Genomic DNA, 19,520 nt, shown 5'->3' with positions numbered 1-19,520 from the left:
CATGCCTCGCTGAAATACCGGCCGCCGGCACTGGAGGTGTTCGTGCCAGCCTTCTCCGCTTGGCCGGCTGCGCTCGCCCGACCAGCTCCGCCGGCCAAGCTACTCGTGGCGGAGCGGCCCACCGTGCACTAACTTCACCCTTGGACCACCTCGCGGGGGCCGATCAGTTCGCCGTTCGAATCGGACTGTCGACCTTTGGAATCTTTGACGCCTTCCCCGACGAGGCGGGCCGGCAGGCCCATCTTTCCGGCGGCGTCGCGCAGGCGCTGAAGGCAGAGGCGTCCGAACTGTTCTCCGAGCCACCTTCAATCCAGGAAATCGACGTGCTCGCCTCGAAGCTTCCTCGGTAGCGGGGGCCGGTGCCCCATGGATCACAGACCGACGCCGGGAATGCGCTCATGCTGGCCGAAGGAACTACGATTTGAGCGTTCAGCCGTTCAGGTCCGGCGTCGCCTCAAAGGGCCCGCCCGTTACTCGAGCGGGCCGCAGTGTCCGAGCGGGCGGTGAGGACCGTCCCGAATCCAATCCTTGTCGAACGGAGAGCGGAACATGACTTCTGAAACCCTCGACGACCTGAAGGTCGCGATCCTGGTAACGGACGGCTTCGAGCAGATCGAGATGACCGATCCGCGCAAGGCCGTCGACGAGGCAGGCGCCGAGACCCGGCTCGTGTCGCCCAAGGACGGTCGGGTGAAGGCCTGGAACTTCACGGATTGGGGCGACACCTTCCCGGTGGACATGCCCCTCGACAGCGCCCGGTCCGAGGACTTTGACGCGCTCCTGCTGCCGGGTGGCGTCATCAACCCCGACATGCTCCGCGCGCTGCCCGAGGCGATCGCGTTCGTGAAGGCCTTCTTCGACGCCCGCAAGCCCATGGCCTCGATCTGCCATGGCCCCTGGACCATCATCGAGGCGGACGCCGCACGCGGACGGCGCCTGACCTCCTGGCCGTCGCTGATGACCGACCTCGAGAACGCCGGGGCGGAGTGGGTGGATCAGGAGGTCGTCGTCGATCAGGGCTTCGTCACCAGTCGCAAACCCGACGACATCCCGGCCTTCCACCCGGAGGTGATCAGGCTGTTCGCGAGCGCACGCGGACCGTCGCGACAGGCAGCCGCCCAATGAAACCGAAAGCCGCGGTCGACGCTGCGCAGCAAACGCCTTCTCCGTCGGGACCGAAGATCATGGAGCGGCGTCCGTTCGGTCCTGTGCCACGCGAGATTGCGGTGATCGGCCAGGGAACCTGGTACATTGACGACGCGCACCGACCCACCGCTGTCGCGACCCTGCGGCGGGGTCTCGACCTCGGCATGACCCACATCGACACGGCCGAGATGTACGGCGACGCCGAGACCGTGGTCGGCGAGGCTATTGCTGAACGGCGCGAGGAAGTTTTCCTTGTCTCCAAAGTACTCCCCAGCAACGCGACGCGCGCGGGGACCGTGGCGGCCTGCGAGCGATCGCTTGCGCGCCTGCGCACCGACAGGCTGGATTGTTACCTCCTGCAATGGCCCGGTCCGCACCCACTGGAGGACACCTTCGCCGGCTTCGAGCGGCTTCGCGAGCAGGGCAAGATCCTGTCCTGGGGGGTGAGCAACTTCGACGTGCCCGACCTCAATGCCGCTTGGAAAGCCGGTGGCGAGGGCCGGATAGCCTGCAACCAGGTCCTCTATCACCTCCAAGAGCGTGCCATCGAGCACACGGTACTGCCGTGGTGTGAGGAGCACGGTATCGCCACGGTCGCTTACAGCCCATTCGGCCATGGCAGCTTTCCCGGCCCGTACACGTCGGGGTACCGCGTCTTGGGGGAGATCGCGTCCAGCCACGGCGCGACCGCGCGTCAAGTGGCGCTCCGCTTCCTGGTGCGGCGACCGTCGTTGCTCACGATCCCCAAGGCGTCTAGCCCCGAGCACGTCGCCGACAACGCGGCCGCCGCCGCGCTGCAGCTGACGGAAGCCGAACTTGCCCGGATCGACGCGGCATTCCCGCTCGGCTCCCGGCCACGCCGGCTTCCCATGCTGTAGGGCCCATGAAAATCCGCTGCAGCCGGAAAGAACGGATCGGGATGCGCGCTTCGGAGCAAGTGTTCGGCGCGGTCGTGATGCTGACTGTCCTCTTCGACGTGTTCTTGAGGGGGCTTCACGCCCGTATCGGAACGGGCATCCTCAGCCCCAAGCTCACGCGGCTGACGTGGCGGCTGTTCCGAGGTCCACCGGCCGGACTACGGGCCGATGGTGTTGGCCTTCCACGAGCCGGCAATCCTCCTGCTGCTGGCCTTGACGCGGTCGGGGCTCCTCGCGTCCGACGCTGGATTGATTATGCAGCCCGAACGCAGCACCGGCGTCCGGGCCAGCCGCGGTGAGACGCCCACGGACCTCGTTACCGCCCTCTACCCCGGCGGCAGCAGCCTTCTCCATCATCGGCGCGAGCGATTTCGCGCCGCATACAGCGGCCATCAAAACGCAGCCCTCCAAGCGTCGCCCAAGGCGGCCCACCACAGACGTTTGTCGTTCACTGGCAATGCGGTTGTGCTGCCGGGGCTGTTTCCTAGCCGAGTGTACGGGATCTTTTCCGACCCAAGCCGTGCAAACGCTCCTTTGGCCATATCCTGAATTTCCAAGAAATCACCATCTGGCAAAACTTACCCGCTTGCCGAGGATGAAAACGGCGGATTTCGCTTGAACCGCCTGCGTGCATCCCGAGCGATCGACTAGTGCTCTGACGCCGACAAAACGTGCACAAGGCAGCGAAGTTTTCGAGGCCACAGCAGCGAATTAGAGGACAGGCCGGTGGCCCATTCGTCGGCGTCTGTGCACTAGCGCGTGGTTCCCGCGCTCCTGAACCCCTCGTCGGCGCGGCAACGCCCGGTGCCCGCCAAGAGCTGACGCGTCGAGAGGATGTACCATGGACCAGCCGAAGCCGAGAGAACCGGCCAGGATTGCTCGATCCGGCGCGGGACGGCCGGGCTACGTCACGGTGAAGGGCGCACGCGAGCACAACCTGCGCGACGTCGACGTGGAGCTGCCGCGCGACGCCCTCGTGGTGTTCACCGGCATCTCCGGCTCCGGCAAGTCCTCACTCGCCTTCGGCACCCTCTATGCCGAGGCCCAGCGGCGCTACTTCGAGTCGGTCGCACCCTATGCGCGGCGGATGATCGACCAGGTCGGGGTGCCCGACGTCGACGCCATCGAGGGGCTGCCCCCCGCCGTCGCCCTGCAGCAGCAGCGCGGCACGCCCAGCGCCCGCTCCTCGGTCGGCAGCGTCACCACCCTGTCGAGCCTCGTGCGGATGATGTACTCGCGCGCCGGCACCTATCCGCCGGGCCAGCCGATGCTCTACGCGGAGGACTTCTCGCCCAACACGCCCCATGGGGCCTGCCCGTCCTGCGGCGGGCTCGGACGGATCTACCGGGCGACGGAAGCCTCGATGGTGCCCGACCCTTCGCTGACGATCCGCGAGCGAGCCGTCGCTGCCTGGCCGCAGGCCTGGGGCGGGCAGAACCTGCGCGACATCCTGGTCAGCCGAGGCATCGACGTCGACACGCCCTGGAAGGATCTGCCGCGGGCCGTTCGCGACTGGATCCTGTTCACCGACGACCAGCCGCAGGAGCCGGTCTATGCCGGCCTCTCGCCGGAGCAGACGCAGGCGGCCCGCCGGCGTCGCCTGGAGCCGAGCTACATGGGCACGTTCACGAGCGCCCGCCGCCACGTGCTCGGCACCTTCACCAACTCGCAGAGCGCCCTTATGCGCCGCCGCGCCGCGCGCTACCTCGTCAGCGAGGATTGCCCCGCCTGCCACGGCAAGCGCCTGAAGCCGGAGGCGCTCTCGGTCACCTTCGCCGGGCTGGACATCGGCGAGCTGTCGCGCATGACGCTCTTCCAGCTCGCCGAGGCGATGCGGCCGGCGGCCGAGGACAGGCTGCCCGACGACCGCCCCGCCAAGGATGCCGCCCAGGAGACCCTCGACCGCGAAGCCGCCCGACGGGATCGCGCCCGGCGCGCAGCTGCGGGCGCGTCGGCCCATGCGGGGGCGCCGGACGTGCGCGCGACGCCGAACCTCTCCATCGAGAAGCGCCTCGCCGCCCAGCGCCTCGCCGCCGACCTGGTCGATCGGATCGGGACGCTGGCGGAGCTGGGTCTCAGCTACCTGTCGCTGGATCGGGTCACCACGACCCTGTCCTCGGGCGAGCTGCAGCGCCTGCGCCTCGCCACCCAGCTCCGTTCGCAGCTCTTCGGCGTGGCCTACGTGCTCGACGAGCCCACGGCCGGGCTGCACCCCGCCGACGGCGACGCCATGCACGAAGCGCTGGCGGGCCTGCTCGCCGCGGGCAATTCGCTGTTCGTCGTCGAGCACGACATCGGCACGATGCGCCGCGCCGACTGGCTGGTCGATGTCGGCCCGGCGGCGGGCGAGCACGGCGGCACCGTGCTCTACAGCGGGCCGCCGGAAGGTCTTCGCGATGTGGAGGCGTCGCGCACGCGCCTGCACCTGTTCGGGTTGGTCAAGCCGCCGCGGCGTCCGCGGCGCGAGCCCTCGGGCTGGCTGCGCCTGGAGGGGATCGTCCGCAACAACCTGCGCGGGGTCTCGGCCGCGTTCCCGCTCGGATGCCTCACCGCCGTGACCGGCATCTCCGGCTCCGGCAAGTCGAGCCTCGTGAGCCAAGCCCTGCTGGAACTCGTCGGCGACCGCCTCGGACGGCCCGTCGAGACCGACGACGAGCCGGAGGATCCCCTCGACGACGCGCCGGGCCCGACGGAAGGGCGCATCGTCGGCGGCCTGGAAGGGGTCCGGCGTTTGGTCCAGGTCGACCAGAAGCCGATCGGGCGCACGCCCCGCTCGAACCTCGCGACCTATACCGGCCTGTTCGACGCCGTCCGCAAGCTGTTCGCCGCCACCCCCGAGGCGCGGCGCCGCCGCTACGACGCCGGCCGCTTCTCCTTCAACGTCGCTAAGGGCCGCTGCTCGGCCTGCGAGGGCGAGGGGTTCGTCAGCGTCGAACTCCTGTTCATGCCGAGCGTCTACGCCCCCTGCCCGACCTGCCACGGTTCCCGCTATGCGCCCGCGACCCTGGAGGTGACGTGGAACGGGCTGACGATCGCGGACGTGCTCGGGCTCACCGTCGAACGCGCCTGCGCTGCCTTCGCGGACGAGCCATCCGTGCTACGCCCGCTCACCGTGCTGCGCGATCTCGGCCTCGGCTACCTGCGCCTCGGCCAGCCGGCGACCGAACTTTCCGGCGGCGAGGCCCAGCGCATCAAGCTCGCCACCGAGCTGCAGCGGGGCCAGCGCGGCGGCACGCTCTACGTCCTCGACGAGCCGACGACCGGGCTGCACCCGACCGACGTGGATCGCCTGATGCTCCAGCTCAACGGCCTGGTCGATGCGGGCAACACGGTCGTCATGGTCGAGCACGACATGCGCGTCGTCGCGGGGGCCGATCACGTCATCGACGTGGGGCCCGGTGCCGGAAACCTGGGTGGCATTGTCGTCGCGGCCGGCCGTCCCGAAGTGGTCGCCCAGGCGCGGGCGAGTCGCACGGCATCCTATCTACGGGAAGAGCTCGAGGCCTACGAAGGCGGGGGGCGCGGTCCCGCAGCGTCCCTGACGCCCCGTCGTCGATGCCGATTCTGCGCTTGATCAGCGTCAAAGTCGGTGACGGCATCCAGAACGAGAGACCTCAGACCGACCCCGGAGACCGACGATGAAGATCCTGATGGTGCTGACCTCGCACGACCGGCTCGGCGACACCGGGCGCAAGACCGGCTTCTGGCTGGAGGAGTTGGCCGCGCCCTACTACGTGTTCAGGGATGCCGGTGCGGAGGTGGTGCTGGTCTCGCCCGCGGGCGGCCGCCCGCCGCTCGATCCCAAGAGCAGCGAGCCGGACGCCCAGACCGACCTGACCCGACGCTTCGAGGCGGACGGCGAAGCCAGCGCCGCCTTGTCGAACACAGGGCGCCTCGACGGCGTCACCCACGAGGGCTTCGACGCGGTGACCTATCCCGGCGGGCATGGCCCCTTATGGGATCTGGCCGAGGACCCCGCCTCGATCCGGCTGATCGAGACGACGCTCCGGGCCGGCAAGCCGGTCGCCCTCGTCTGCCACGCCCCCGGCGTGCTGCGCCACGCCAAGGCGCCCGACGGCAATCCGCTCGTCGCGGGCAAGGCCGTCACCGGCTTCACGAACACCGAGGAGGAGGCCGTGGGCCTGACCGCCATCGTCCCCTTCCTCGTCGAGGACGAGCTCAAGCGGGCGGGCGGTGTGTTCTCTAAGGCCGGCGACTGGGAGCCGTACGTAGTCGGGGACGGGCTGCTGATCACCGGCCAGAACCCGGCCTCGTCCGGACCGACGGCCGAGCGCCTGAAGGCGTATCTCGACAAACGATGGACCGCTGGGGAAACCGACTTGTGAGGAGCTTTCGCCCCCTTTGCAAGTCCCAGAGAGTTCCGCTTGCCGGATGCTTCGGGAAAGCAGGGACCTACGGTCGGATGAGTCGCACACCTGCCTTGTCGGTTTCGAAACCTCTCGACGCTGAAGTCGAGGAGCTGGACACTTAAATCTAATTCCCTTTGGCAAGCATGAAAAAGTCCCGACGTCGATCCTAAAGGGACCTAACCGTGTTCTTGATCACCGAACGCCCAAGATGGGCCAAAGCCGTCGATTTTCTCGGCGCGAGCTGAGGTCCGTTTTCGTGGCATCACTGCTCAAAAGCAGCTAGACTGCTCTCCACCCCAAGCGGCCATTCGGCTACCGACCCTGATAAGACGTAGCGGCTCAACATCCGGCGAACCGAAAGGGGACGCGTTCTCACGTCTTCGTTTTGAGGCTGTCATGCTCGTGGTTGGCCGCCTCGATCGCCGCACCGTTGTCGAGTGCCCACGCGCAGAGCGCCTCGAAGGGTTGACGCAGTGAATGGCCAAGCGGGGTGATCGCATACTCGACGCCGATGGGCGCGGTCGGTAGCACCGTCCGGGTCACCATGCCGTTGCGCTCCAGCCGCTTAAGTGCGTCCGCCAGCGCCTTGTGGGTGATGCCATCGAGCCGCCGCTTGATCACGTTGAATCGTGCCGGCCGCGGACAGAGCACCGTGAGGATCAGGATTGTCCACTTATCGGCGATCTTGTCCAGGACTGGGCGGACCCGTGCCATATCAGCGAGAGCGCACGCGGACAGGACATCGAGATCAGTATCATCGTCCATATCTAGGCTAACCTAAGTGCGTTCTTGATAGCAGATATATGCCGTGTATCTCATGTGCCGTTGCAGATGAAGGGATGCCGCGATGGCTCGCATGGTGGACAAGGTTGCGCTCGTGGTCGGCGGGGCGAAGGGCATCGGCCTCGCGGTCGCCGAGCGGCTGGCGGTCGAGGGCGCGTCGGTCGTCTTCACCGGGCGGCGCGCCGATGAGGTCGAGGCAGCAGCCGCGAGGATCGGGCGGGGTGCGCGTGGTCTTGTTGCAGACGCAGCCCTACAGGAGGATTTGCAGCGCGTCGTGGCGACGGTACGAGAAACGCATGGCCGGATCGACGCGCTGGTCCTCAACGCGGGCATTTCGGAACCTGCGACCCTGCGCGACGCGACGCCCGAGCATTTCGACCGGCACTTTGCGGTCAACGTCCGTGGGGCCGTCCTCGGGTTACAAGCGGCGCTGAGTGCGATGGAGCGGGGTGGGTCAGTCGTGCTAATGGGGTCGATCGCCGACGCCGCAGGCATCACGCCCTACGGGACCTACTGCGCGACGAAGGCGGCGCTGCGCTCCTACGCGCGCACATGGACAGCGGAACTGGCCCCGCAGGGCATCCGCGTGAACGTGGTGGCCCCCGGCCCGACTGACACCGCCATGATGGCGAGCGTACCTGAGGAACAGCGAGCTGCACTGATCGTACCGATCCCGCTGGGACGCATGGCGCGTCCTGAGGAGGTGGCGGCGGCCACGCTGTTCCTTCTGAGCGACGAGGCGAGCTTTGTCGCAGGAGCCGAACTGTGCGTCGACGGTGGGATGCGACAGATCTAGGCCCTCAATCGCAGTTTCAACCTGTCCGCTTCGGCCGGTTTGCATCTCCGAAGCGAACCATCTCGACCTCAAGCCAATCGTAGAGCAGACCGGCGGGTCCCGACCCATACGAGCCGTGCAGAGAATTGTCCGGACATTCCGAAAGCGGTCGTTGTTGCCAGGTCGTTGGTCGATGAGGTGGGGCAATCGACACCGACGACACTCCACCTCAGCGCTACACCGAAATCCCGCGCTTACGTCGTCTGTCCACCGTCCACATTCAGGATGGCCCCGGTGACATGCCGGGCTGAAGGACTCGCCAGGAAGGTGACGGCGGCGGCGACGTCCTCTGGCGTTCCATACCGGCCGAGCGGACTGAGGCTACGCTGAAAGTCGGAGAACTCGCCGTTTGCCGGGTTCATGTCGGTATCGGTGGACCCGGGTTGGACCAGATTGACCGTGATGTCGCGCGATCCAAGTTCGCGCGCCAGGCCGCGCGTGAAGGAGTGCAGGGCGGATTTCGTCATGAAGTAGATCGCACCCGCGTCGCCGACGATGCGTTCGGCACCCGCGGAGCCGATCGTCACGATGCGCCCACCTGCGGGGAGATGAGGAATGGCGGCCTGCGCCGCGAGTAGGGGGCCCCGCACGTTGACGTCGAACAGGGCATCGATCGTCTCGACGCTGACCTCCGCAAACGTCGAGTAGAGCGCGATCCCAGCATTGTTAACGAGAATGTCCAAGCCCCCGAGCGCCTGGACGGCTTCCGCCACCGCCCGTTTGACCGCCGAAGGGTCTGCAAAATCCGCCTGGATGGCAGCCGCCCTGCGGCCCTTGCTTTCGATCGATTTTACCACTTCCGCGGCACGGTCTGCCGAACGCTCGTAGGTGATCGCCACGTCAGCGCCCTTCTCGGCGAGCGCGACCGCGATGGCAGCACCTATTCCGCGCGAGGCACCCGTGACGAGGGCACGCTTCCCAACCAGTTCCTGCATTGCCGGACCTTTCTGTATCGTTCGACACAGAAATGGCTAGGAGAGTTGGCGATTGGGGTCAAGGGATTTATATATCCAACGATGCAGAAACCGGATCAGAGACCAGAGCCCCCCGGAGCGCACCAGGTTCGAGGTCGTGGGCGCCCTCGTGCGTTCGACCGTGAGGCGGCGCTTGCCCAGGCGACACGTCTGTTCTGGTGCAAAGGCTACGAAGCAACATCCATCACCGAACTTACGGAGGCGATGGGGATCGGATCGCCGAGCCTCTACGCCGCCTTTGGTTCGAAGGAAGCGCTCTATGCCGAGGCGCTAAGCCACTACGTCCACACCTACGAGGCGCTCGTATGGGGGCGGTTCCGGACGGCGAGGACGGCCCGTGAGGCCGTCGAGGCTTTTCTGAAGGACTCTGCAGCGGCCTTGACGGGCTCGGTCACCGACATTCCGCGCGGCTGCATGGTGACACTGTCCTCGGTCGGGAATGAGGGCCACGCCGAACTCGGCGATCTCGTGCGCTCGGCACGCGCCGGTACGCTGGAGAGCCTGCAGGCGTGCCTGGAGAGGGCTATGGGTGAGGGCGAGCTCCCGGTCTCCACCAACGTACGCGCTCTTTCCCGCTTCGTGCAGACCGTTCAGAACGGCATGTCGATCCTGGCCCGTGATGGCGCGAGCTGGGAAGAGTTGGACGCGGTCGCCGATATCGCGATGGCTGGCTGGGACGCTCGAATTGCCAAATCTATGGTCGACGACGTCTGATCTACTGGCCTCTTCCCGAAAGCAGACCGGTGACAATTCACCCATCCTGGCCGTAGAGCGGTCCGGCCGATGTCGACCCAACTCGGTCGTCGAGCGGACGGGCGGGTCCCGACCCAACCCGGCCGCCTGGATCGGCATGGGCGCTTCCCATAAGCGGTCATTGCTCGGCCGCCCGGCAACTTCGGCTAGGGGTGGTAAGCGGACCCTGGCTCTTCGTCCCGAAGCAGACATCTCGCGCGCGAACTGGTCCGTAGGCCCAGCAATGGCAGACAGCCTTGACGGGTCGATCAGGAGGAGCGTTCTACGGGTTTCGTCCGGGGCATGGATAGGCGGCCCGGAAGGCCTGTCGCATCGGCACGACGTAAAAAGCTGTCAGCTCGCTGGGATGCTGGATGACGTACAGCGAGAAGGCCGTCACAGCATCGATCAGTTTGACCTCGTTCGACGGACAGATGAAGTCACCTGCGATCTCCGTCGCAAGCATCGTCCGAACTGCTCCTAGACACTCGCCGAGATGCCGCATCGTATCTGCATCGTTGCGTGAGTAGCCTTTACGGGCAAATTTGATGAACTGGTTGCAACCGTAGATAATATCTTCAGTCTTGTCTCCGGCCGAGCAACCAAATGCTGGCGACGAGAGAGCCATCAAGACGCAGGCCAAAGACATGAAGCGGCCGATTTTCTCGAAGTTTCTCATGCATCAATACGCGCTATGAGGGCGTGATCCTCATCGGGGTCGCAATTCGCGGGTTTAAATTTTTGATCTTATGCGGTTAAGTTTTAATTAAGCAGCAGGGCTGGTCACGATGTATTGAAGAATAAGATGCTGGTTGGGATTTCTGACTATCCCTTAGCAAGGCTTTCATATCCAGCAGTCTAGTTGCTGCGCCGGACCTCCCTGGGCGCGGGATCGGATTGCATGCCACGTCGAGGCCGAATGGATTTTCGTCGTGTCCGAGCTGCTGGCTGGAGCGTCATCGCGCGTGGCCAAGCGTTCAAGGCCGACCATTGCGGCGGCGTCGCCGTCATCTTCAGTCTCACCGCCGTGGTGCTGCTCGGTCTCGCAGGCGGCGGTATCGATTTTGCCCGCCTCGCAAACCGGAAGGTTCAACTTCAGTCGGCGACCGACGCCGGCGTGATCTTGGGCGGTAACACCCTGAAGCTCGCCGCAGCGAACGGCGGCTCCGTCACAGCTGTCACCGAGCAGAAGATCCGCTCCGACGCCCAGCCCGTAAGCGGGACGCCTTTCTCCGTCCAGGTCAGCGTCGGTGCCGATGGCACGAGCGTCTCCGCGCAAACCCAGGAAACGGTGACGCTGATCTTCGGCAAGTTCCTCGGCAAACCGACCGCCACAATCAGCGTTCATGCGCAGGCGTCCGTCGTGGGTAAGACGCGACTTTGCGTCCTGGCACTCGACCCAAGTTCGGCCGGCACGTTAACGGTTCAGGACCACGCATCGATGACTGCATCGACGTGCTCGGTCTACTCGGACTCGACGAGCGCAAGCGGCGTCACGCTCCAGAACCAAGCCACCATCTTGGCGACCAGCATCTGCTCGGCGGGTGGGAGTTCCGTGAGCACCACGATCCCGCCCCTTCCAGGGCCCAAATCCGGTTGCCCCAGCTTGGTGGACCCCTTGGCTGGGCGAGCTCCGCCGCCGTCCTCCAGCTGCACGTACACGAACACGGTCGTGACCACCTCGCAGACGCTCTATCCGGGCACGTACTGCAACGGATTGAAGGTCACGAAGGGGGCCGTGGCCACGCTGGCGCAGGGCATCTACGTCATCGACACGGGTCCCCTCACCGTTGATGGCAACGCCACGCTGACCGGATCGTATGTCGGCATCTACCTCAAGAGCCAGCAGACGACGCTCAACTTCACACCCCAGAGCATCATCAACCTGACGGCTCCGAAGGACGGTGCGATGTCAGGCCTCCTCATCTACGAGGATCCCACCGCTCCGTTGTTGCGCGAGCACAAGATCTCCAGCGGCAATGCCCGCCAGCTGCTCGGCACGATCTACATGCCGCGTGGAAAGCTGACCGTGGACTCCGCCGGTATCATAGCCGACCTGTCATCCTATACGGTGATCGTATCGCGCCAGCTCAAGGTCGCCAGCAGTGCCAATCTCACGATGAACGCCATGTACTCGGCCAGCGATGTTCCGGTTCCGAGTGGCGTAGGCAACATCGGCGGACGCCTGCTTTTGACCCAGTGATCGCAGCACCGTCCTCGAAGCAAGGCCTGCGGCGGGTGCCGTTCTTCATCTGCTTCGGCGCCTGAATTCAAATTTGGTCCTAGGTCGACCACAGTCCGCTGCCCGGGTGGGCTGATTGGCACACTCAGCGATGCCGTTCGACGCGAAGCGCTCGAGCCGTGGTCCGGGCTTATCAGTCTCACCCTCCAATCGAGCCAAGCGGGCGTTGATAGCCTCGATCCACTCCGCATTGGTACACGTGATCAGGAGGGGTTCGAGCACGGCTGCGAGATCGCGAGCGAGCGCGTCCCGGCTCATGCCGCTCAATTCGCCACCGCCCTCCTCAAAGGCTGTGGCGACACTCTCCGCTATAGCGAGCGCCTGATCCGCTCCAGCGACGTGCCCTATCTCGCCACTCTCTTGAGACCGTGTCGTCTCCATCAGTTCACCCTAAAACACTGCTTTCCGTCGATCGCTTCATGAACCACGACGGCCCCAAAACCGTTGCAGGGCGAATTCTGCCTCCGTCGCAGAGGGGGCTACAGAAATACCTGGGACGGTGCGTCCGTGCCATGCAGAACGGCCGCTCAAAAAAGAGCGCCAACGGCTCCAGATTACATCCTAGATTACACCGAGATTTTCATAAAATGCGATGATCGTGAACAATATTACCGTGCCAGTGTTCTATCTACGCTAAGCCCTAATCTGGATAAATCTCGTGCGTCTTATTCCTGTGCTCTTGATGACCCTCGCACTGGCCGCTGCGACCCCTGCCTTGGCCTAGAATACGACGACCAATCCTGGAACGAACAATGCGGGAATGGCTAACCCGCCCACCAGATCCGACCATGACGACCATCATGATTACGGCTGGATCGGTCTCCTTGGGCTTGCCGGCCTGCTGCGCCGCAATCATCGGGTCGTTCCGGGCACAACCAACAACGTTTCGGGCACCGGCACTGGCCGCCTCTACGCCACTAATCTGTCGATGAAATCTTCCCAGTGTTGCGCTCATCCAAGGGTCGTGAAACTGGAAGGATGGGTTAGGACAGTTCGTTACTGGAACAGGCGCAGGATCGAGCCAGGTTTTCCCTTGTATGAACCACCTGCACGAAACGGTCCGTCGCCTTGTCAGCCTTGCGGGTTCCTATCGCCCCGGCGCCATCATCGAAGCTGAGCAGATGGTCGACACCTACCTTGCATCCTTCCATGGCTATCGCGCGCGTAGAGCTGCCATGGACCTCTTAAGGGATCAACTCGCCTGCCCTAACTGCCGATCTCACAACCGCAGTGGTTTGTTCGAGCAAGTCGAGTTTCACCTGCAGCGTAGGCGCCAGGAGATGGTGCGTCTATTCTAGTAGGGTTGCTCGAAAAGCGCACCACGAAGCTCGGACTGAATGCCGAGAACACGGCCTTTGCGCGGCTACGCTCTCGCCGTCGGGCGGTGTTGACCCTCGCTCGCGCGGTTCGACGTTGTCGTCACCGGCGGGCGTCTTTTTGCCGGAAAGCCACCGGCCGTCCTGCTGGCGAGTCGATCAGAGTTGAGCGAGCTGCGGAAGTTCCTTGCTCCCGCAGCTTGATAGTAGGGTCTAAAACACACACGAGCGGTCTATCTGTAAACGAACGTGATCCTTGTTCGCGAACGCCTCCAGCTCGCTTTGGCGGCATGCGATACGATCGTCATCAGGATAGGCAACCATCCTCGTAGGGTCCGAGTTTAAGGTAAGTATTGTAGGAGGATTTAATGTCGTCAGATACCCTTGCCGCCAACTTCGGTTCTCTCAAAGGAGCGCAGTCGGCGCGTGAGCGCTTGGCAAGCGCAGGCTTTGGTCGTAACAGTATCGATATTGTTCAGCATGGTGATGAGTTCGAAGTATCAGTCCACACACGTCCAAAGAATCGTTCCAGAGCACGTGCAGCATTGACTAACAAGACTATGAGTCATCTGGCGGACCGCAATGGCCTACTTAGTTTTATTGAGGGAAACATGAAAGTTTCTCTTGGGGTAGCCGTACTTGCCGGAATGGCACTCCACCACTTGACGCGTGATTGAAAGCACAACAACTTGGGCAGGCATTAACTCAGTGTGACATAAACTTCATCGGCCCGCATTAAATGAACACAGGCCGGCTGCCCGCCGTTATCAATCCTCGCGCCATCGAGCAGCCTGCGTGTGGACGTGCCCGCCTTCTATAAAGGGTCGATAGCAACCTGAACGATCTGTTGGATATCCGACCTTTTTGTGGGCATCAGGTATGGATCGACCTTGGCTCGCCGTTATTGCAAAGCGGAGAGCAGGGGTCGATCCAGGGCGCTCCCGAGAAGGTCTGCTTCTTGGTACTCAGCAGAACAGCCCTCACGACGCGACCGGGTGGAGCGTGACCCACAGGTTTTTGATCGCGCCAAGCTTCACCGGCCCAGAGTTCTGGCTGCTTCGATCCGTTCAAACATACTGGATCCTGCTCGGAACGTTCGTGCATCCATCGCAGGAGGGGGGCCCTATCACCACGTGCGTCCGAGACAGTCTCAAAACTTGCGTATGACGGCGCTCGCCTCGGGGGTCCCATCCTTGTCCTGGTAGATCGGTACCGTGACCCGCAGCCAGCCGCGCGTCTCAAGGCCGGCGTAGTTGCGCTGGACCACGTCCCGCGTGACGTAGGCCTGCAGGTTCACCGGCCCGAAATTGTAACCGACGAGTGCGCCGACGGCGAACTGGCCTTGACGGGCGTAGGCGGGATTGCCGGTCGGTAGGTCGGTCGACCCGAAGGCCACCGGCCCGACCTCCCACTTGCCGAAATGCTTCGTGGCGGTGAGGTCGAGATTGAGGAAGTCCGGGTAGAACGTGCCAGTGGGAGACCGCGTGTCGAAGAAGGTGCCGTAGAGGAAGTTGCCCGTCAGGTTCCACCCGTCGCCATTGTAGGTGATGGCGAACCGTTGGTGCAGGACCGGGTTCTGGATGACGATCTTGGTGTCGCTCGGGAGGTACGCGCCGAGCAGGTAGCTGAAGTTGAGGTTGTTGCCGAGCTTCCAGGCGACCTGGGCGGCAAGCAGCGTTTGCCCGAACCCGCTCTGGTAGGCCGAACCCCGCGTGCTCGACGCCGTGATGGGCTGGAGCACGACGAACTGCAGCCGCCCGCCGACCACCTCGGCCGGTGTCGCCCAGATGAAGGATGGCAGGTTGATGTTCGAGTCGGTACCGCGCGGGGTGATGTCGCGCGAGCCGAAACTCGACGTGTCGATAAAGTAAAGGCCGACGGGCAACGGCGCGCCGGGAGCCTGCCCCACGGTCTGTCCAGGTTGCGCCGAAGAGCCTGCCATCGCTGAGATTCCGGCCAACCCGTAGGTGAGCGAGGCGGCGATGGCAGCGATATGGGTCGCCCAGATAAGCCTAGCTGTCGTCATTCTGCAGTCCAAACCTCGCCGTCTTTGGATCAGCCTTTATTGCATGCCACCGCCGACTAAGCGGCCTTCCCGTGCGTAGAATGCAGAGTTGCGACGCGAGCGTAGCCATCCGGCAACAACCGATGCAGCGAAGGCTCGCTTTCTCGGGTGCTTCAACTGCAGGCGATGGAAAGGCTCGTCGAAGCCGCTCCCGACCGGCAGATTTCGCTGAACGACCCGGACGCGCGGGTGATGGCTACCAGCGGCAAGGGGATCCGCCCGCTCATGTCGTCGTCCTCTCGGTCGACGATCCTTCGACAGGCTCAGGATGAGGAGAGCCAGATCCAGGCGCTCGCCCGCACGCAGGCCCCATTGCCGATGAAGCCGGGCCACCCGACGACGCGCGCCCACAAATGCAAGCGACACGGGACGACGACCCTGTTTGCCGCTCTGGACGTGCTGGAGGGCAAGGTGATCGGCCGCTGAGCGGACAGCCATGTACAAACAGGGGCCGTAGCGCTTGGAACCTTGGGCTTACGGTCCCGTCGCCAGCGATAAAGGGGCCGGGTCCGAAAGAGTCATGTCCCGCTCAGCCTCACGTTCGCCTTCGTCACCTGCCAGTGTCCTGACACGGTCGACGCCGCGCACCCGATGCATCGGTGCGGAACGGTCGTCTGCCAGCTCCTGCATAGCCGAGCCCGTCTGACCGCATGTCGCTGCGTCCCACTTCTCCCTACCCCGCCTTCCTCTCGGGCGGCGGGCACATGGGTGCGCGGATGCGGGCTCATGATTGGTCCGCCTCGCCGCTGGGCTGGCCCGAGGCATGGCCGCAGTGGCTGCGCTCGGCCGTGAGCCTGATGCTGGGTTCCAAGTTTCCGATGTTCGTGGCCTCGGGCCCTAATTTCGGCTTCCTTTACAACGACGCCTACTCCGCGATCCTGGGCGACAAGCATCCGGCCGCCCTCGGACAACGCTTCCAGGACATCTGGTCCGAGATTTGGTCGGATCTCCTGCCGCTGGTCGACGCCGCCATGGCGGGCGAGGCGACCTGGGCGGAGAACCTGCCACTCACGATGAGGAGGCGCGGCTACGATGAGGTGGCCTACTTCACCTTCTCGTACTCGCCCGTTCGGGACGAAGCCGGCGCGGTCGCGGCGATGTGCTGCATCTGCACGGAGACGACCGCGAAGGTCCGAACCGAGGAGGCCCTTCGCGCCAGCGAGGCGCGGGCCTCCGGCGTGCTGGAGGGCATGACCGAGGGGTTCGTACTCCTCGACCACGATTTCATGATCCTGCAGATCAACGCGGAGGGCCTACGCCTTGAGGGACGTCCGGCGAGCGAGATCGTGAGCCGACCGCACTGGGACGCCTATCCGGGCTCGGAGAAGCTGCCCATCGGGCAGCTCTACAAGCGGGTGATGCGGGACCGGATCCCGGAGATGCTGGAGCACCGTTACGTCTGGCCGGACGGCCATGACGCCTGGCTGGAGGTACGAGCCTATCCCTCGCTCGATGGCATGGCGATCTTCTACCGGGACGTGAGCGAGCGGCGAAATCGCGAGGAAGCGTTGAGCGAGGCCGAGGTGCGCCTGCGCCAGGCCCAGGAGGCCGGCGGCGTCGGCCTGTTTACGGTCGATGTCGGTGATAACACGCTGCGGCCATCACCAGAATTTTGTCGTCTCTACGGCCTTCCGGTGCGTGACAGCTATCCATCGCGGGCCTTCGAGGAGTTGGTCATCCCCGAGGATGCCCATCTCGTCTCGACGGCGGAGACCCGGTCGAGTGGCGCGCCGCCCCGTGACGTCGCCTACCGGATCCGACGCGCGGACACGGGCGAGTTGCGCTGGATCGCGCGTAAGGGTGAGATCGAGACCGACGGGCAAGGACGGCCTCTACGCTTCTCCGGCGCATCGCGCGACATCTCCGAGCAGCGGGCGGCCCAGGAAGCCTTGCGCGAGAGCGAGGACCACTTCCGGCACACGGTCGAGCTGAACCCGCAAGTGCCCTGGACGGCCGACCCGCAGGGCAACATCACCTCCTACTCGAAGCGATGGCTCGACCTCACCGGCCAAGCCCCCGGCGAGCCGGACGGTGCGGGCTGGATCAAGGCCCTTCACCCCGACGACGTGCCGCCCACCCTCGAGGTGTTCGGGGCCGCGCTCGCCTCGGGCGAGCCGGTGGACGTGGATTACCGCATCAACGTCGGCGGACGCGGCGAATACCGCTGGATGCGGGCCCGGGCCTATCCGCGCCACGACGCGGACGGAGCGGTCATCCGCTGGTACGGCGTCGTGGAGGACATCCACGGCCGCCGGCTCGCCGAAGAACGTCTACGGGCGAGCGAGGACCAGTTCCGCGTCATGGCCCAGGCCGTCCCCAACCAGGTTTGGGCAGCGCGTCCGGACGGTCATCTCTACTGGTTCAACCAGCAGGTCTACGCCTACAGCGGCGCCGAGCCCGGCACCCTGGACGGCATGGCCGAGTGGACCCGCATCATCCACCCGGACGACTTGGCCACGGCGGGCGAGGCCTGGTCCCGTTCGCTCGCGGCGTGCAAGGTTTACGAGACCGAGTTCCGCATCCGGCGTGTGGACGGCACGTACCGCTGGTTCCTGGTGCGCGCCGAACCGGTCCGTTCCACGGACGGGACCATCGCTCGCTGGGTCGGAACCAACACCGACATCGACGAGCGCCGCCGCCACGCCGAGGAACTGGCGACCCTGAACGCCACCCTTGAGGCGCGGGTGGCGGATCGAACAAAGGAGTTGATGGCGACGGAGGAGGCGCTCAGGCAATCGCAGAAGATGGAGGCGGTCGGACAACTGACCGGCGGCCTGGCCCACGACTTCAACAACCTGCTGGCCGGCATCTCAGGCAGCCTGGAGCTTCTCCAGACCCGGATGGCCCAGGGGCGCCTGACCGATCTCGACCGCTACATCAACGCCGCGCAGGGCGCCTCGAAGCGGGCAGCGGCCCTGACCCACAGGCTCCTCGCCTTCTCGCGACGCCAGACCCTCGACCCCAAGCCCACCAACGTGAACGGTCTCGTCGCCGGCATGGAGGACCTTGTCCGGCGCACCGTCGGCCCGGCCATCCACGTCGAGGTGGTTGGCGCGGCGGGGCTATGGCCGGCGCTGGTTGACCCGCCCCAGCTTGAGAATGCCCTGCTCAACCTCTGCATCAACGCCCGTGATGCGATGCCTGACGGTGGCCGCATCACCATCGAGACCGCCAACAAGTGGCTTGATGAGCGGGCCGCGAAGGAACGCGACCTGCCCCCCGGCCAATACCTTTCGCTCTGCGTCTCGGACACAGGAACAGGCATGACGCCCGAGGTAATCCAGCGCGCCTTTGATCCGTTCTTCACAACCAAGCCTATCGGTCAGGGCACCGGCCTCGGCCTCTCGATGATCTACGGCTTCGTGCGGCAGTCGGGAGGCCACGTCCGGATCTACTCGGAGGTCGGCGACGGCACGACCATGTGCCTCTACCTCCCGCGCCACTACGGCGAGGCCGAGGAAGCCGATGCCATGGGTTCGTTAAGCGACGCGCCACGCGCCGAGCAGGGACAGACCGTGCTCGTCATCGATGACGAGCCAACCGTTCGGATGCTGGTCACCGAAGTGTTGGAGGATCTCGGCTACACCGCCATCGAGGCGGCCGATGGGCCGGCCGGTCTCAAGGTCCTGCGCTCGAACGTGCGCATCGACCTGTTGGTGACGGACGTCGGCCTGCCCGGCGGTATGAACGGTCGCCAAGTGGCCGACGCGGCACGGGTGACCCGGCCGAGCCTGAAGGTCCTGTTCATCACCGGCTACGCCGAGAATGCCGTGGTCGGCAATGGTCACCTCGACCCTGGTATGGCCGTTCTGACGAAGCCGTTCGTCATGGAGGCGCTCGCCTCGCGAATCAAGGAGCTCATCGCCGTCCCGTAGGGCTGCGGGACCAGTCAACTCAACGCTTCACAGCCGACGTGCACTCGGGTGTTCTGCCGCTCATCTACGCCATGACGGATGCCCTCGAGGTGTTGATGACCTCAGCCACGGCTCGGCGCCGCGTGTTAGACCCCGTTTCATAATGGGCAGAACAGCTTAGCTATTGGGTGAGCGGCGAGCATCGCGGGCGTTGGGAGAGTGTCTGACGCTCACCCAGGAACCCCGATGTGGACGCCCGCCGCCCGCGCCGAGCTTGCGCGCGAGA

The 19,520-nt window shown here is 64.9% G+C and carries 14 protein-coding genes and 4 pseudogenes; 14 read left to right on the top strand and 4 right to left on the bottom strand.

Annotated elements, in window-relative coordinates; translation table 11 throughout:
* The 6 genes and pseudogenes from MKK60_RS09520 to MKK60_RS09495 form a co-directional block, all read left to right on the top strand.
* A pseudogene (locus MKK60_RS09520) lies at positions 1-132 on the top strand (IS3 family transposase); the annotation flags it as partial.
* Positions 133-182: 50 nt separating this feature from the next.
* A pseudogene (locus MKK60_RS09515) lies at positions 183-350 on the top strand (putative quinol monooxygenase); the annotation flags it as partial.
* A 199-nt stretch (positions 351-549) separates the two neighbouring features.
* Positions 550-1,125: a type 1 glutamine amidotransferase domain-containing protein gene (locus MKK60_RS09510; RefSeq protein WP_243985297.1), complete on the top strand. Its 576-nt coding sequence runs from the start codon at positions 550-552 to the stop codon at positions 1,123-1,125.
* A gap of 59 nt (positions 1,126-1,184) precedes the next feature.
* A complete protein-coding gene (locus MKK60_RS09505) occupies positions 1,185-2,024 on the top strand; it encodes an aldo/keto reductase (protein ID WP_243985303.1) in 840 nt (279 codons plus the stop codon).
* A gap of 880 nt (positions 2,025-2,904) precedes the next feature.
* Positions 2,905-5,637 carry an excinuclease ABC subunit UvrA gene (locus tag MKK60_RS09500; RefSeq protein WP_243985295.1) on the top strand — a complete coding sequence of 911 codons (2,733 nt, stop codon included), beginning with the start codon at positions 2,905-2,907 and terminating at the stop codon, positions 5,635-5,637.
* Between the two features lie 64 nt (positions 5,638-5,701).
* Entirely contained in the window at positions 5,702-6,409 is a 708-nt protein-coding gene (locus tag MKK60_RS09495; RefSeq protein WP_243985293.1) for a type 1 glutamine amidotransferase domain-containing protein, read from the top strand.
* A 396-nt stretch (positions 6,410-6,805) separates the two neighbouring features.
* Here the strand turns inward: MKK60_RS09495 and MKK60_RS09490 are convergent, their stop codons facing one another.
* Positions 6,806-7,198, bottom strand: a complete 393-nt coding sequence (locus MKK60_RS09490; protein ID WP_147727950.1) for a winged helix-turn-helix transcriptional regulator — start codon at positions 7,196-7,198, stop codon at positions 6,806-6,808.
* Between the two features lie 82 nt (positions 7,199-7,280).
* Here MKK60_RS09490 and MKK60_RS09485 point away from each other — a divergent pair, with 82 nt between their 5' ends.
* Positions 7,281-8,012 (top strand): SDR family NAD(P)-dependent oxidoreductase, encoded by a 732-nt coding sequence (locus tag MKK60_RS09485; RefSeq protein WP_243985291.1) that lies wholly within the window; start codon positions 7,281-7,283, stop codon positions 8,010-8,012.
* 233 nt (positions 8,013-8,245) lie between these two features.
* On the opposite strand, the gene MKK60_RS09480 is transcribed toward MKK60_RS09485, so the two are convergent.
* A complete protein-coding gene (locus MKK60_RS09480) occupies positions 8,246-8,986 on the bottom strand; it encodes an SDR family NAD(P)-dependent oxidoreductase (protein WP_147727949.1) in 741 nt (246 codons plus the stop codon).
* 81 nt (positions 8,987-9,067) lie between these two features.
* On the opposite strand from MKK60_RS09480, the gene MKK60_RS09475 reads away from it, so the two are divergent.
* On the top strand, positions 9,068-9,739 hold the full coding sequence (locus MKK60_RS09475; RefSeq protein ID WP_243938246.1) for a TetR/AcrR family transcriptional regulator: 672 nt from the start codon (positions 9,068-9,070) through the stop codon (positions 9,737-9,739).
* Positions 9,740-10,040: 301 nt separating this feature from the next.
* On the opposite strand, the gene MKK60_RS09470 is transcribed toward MKK60_RS09475, so the two are convergent.
* Entirely contained in the window at positions 10,041-10,436 is a 396-nt protein-coding gene (locus MKK60_RS09470) for a hypothetical protein (protein ID WP_243985289.1), read from the bottom strand.
* A 240-nt stretch (positions 10,437-10,676) separates the two neighbouring features.
* Here MKK60_RS09470 and MKK60_RS09465 point away from each other — a divergent pair, with 240 nt between their 5' ends.
* The 4 genes and pseudogenes from MKK60_RS09465 (at position 10,677) to MKK60_RS09455 (ending at position 13,992) form a co-directional block, all read left to right on the top strand.
* On the top strand, positions 10,677-11,960 hold the full coding sequence (locus tag MKK60_RS09465) for a TadE/TadG family type IV pilus assembly protein (RefSeq protein WP_243985287.1): 1,284 nt from the start codon (positions 10,677-10,679) through the stop codon (positions 11,958-11,960).
* Between the two features lie 778 nt (positions 11,961-12,738).
* Positions 12,739-13,116 (top strand): annotated as a pseudogene (locus tag MKK60_RS28660) (hypothetical protein); the annotation flags it as partial.
* Positions 13,037-13,297, top strand: coding sequence for a hypothetical protein (locus MKK60_RS09460; protein WP_243985279.1), 261 nt, complete (start codon positions 13,037-13,039; stop codon positions 13,295-13,297). The pseudogene MKK60_RS28660 and the gene MKK60_RS09460, both read left to right, overlap by 80 nt.
* Positions 13,298-13,683: 386 nt before the next feature.
* Positions 13,684-13,992: a hypothetical protein gene (locus MKK60_RS09455; protein ID WP_243985278.1), complete on the top strand. Its 309-nt coding sequence runs from the start codon at positions 13,684-13,686 to the stop codon at positions 13,990-13,992.
* A gap of 473 nt (positions 13,993-14,465) precedes the next feature.
* Here the strand turns inward: MKK60_RS09455 and MKK60_RS09450 are convergent, their stop codons facing one another.
* Positions 14,466-15,341, bottom strand: a complete 876-nt coding sequence (locus MKK60_RS09450; RefSeq protein ID WP_409567381.1) for a transporter — start codon at positions 15,339-15,341, stop codon at positions 14,466-14,468.
* Between the two features lie 254 nt (positions 15,342-15,595).
* Here MKK60_RS09450 and MKK60_RS09445 point away from each other — a divergent pair.
* Both MKK60_RS09445 and MKK60_RS09440 read left to right on the top strand, forming a co-directional pair.
* A pseudogene (locus MKK60_RS09445) lies at positions 15,596-15,803 on the top strand (hypothetical protein); the annotation flags it as partial.
* A 227-nt stretch (positions 15,804-16,030) separates the two neighbouring features.
* Positions 16,031-19,255 carry a PAS domain S-box protein gene (locus MKK60_RS09440; protein WP_243985276.1) on the top strand — a complete coding sequence of 1,075 codons (3,225 nt, stop codon included), beginning with the start codon at positions 16,031-16,033 and terminating at the stop codon, positions 19,253-19,255.
* The last annotated feature ends 265 nt before the right edge of the window (positions 19,256-19,520 follow it).

Source organism: Methylobacterium sp. J-092 (assembly GCF_022829325.1).
Taxonomy (GTDB): Bacteria; Pseudomonadota; Alphaproteobacteria; order Rhizobiales; family Beijerinckiaceae; genus Methylobacterium.
Note: the sequence above shows the minus strand (reverse complement) of the source record. Positions and strands in the feature narration are given on the sequence as shown.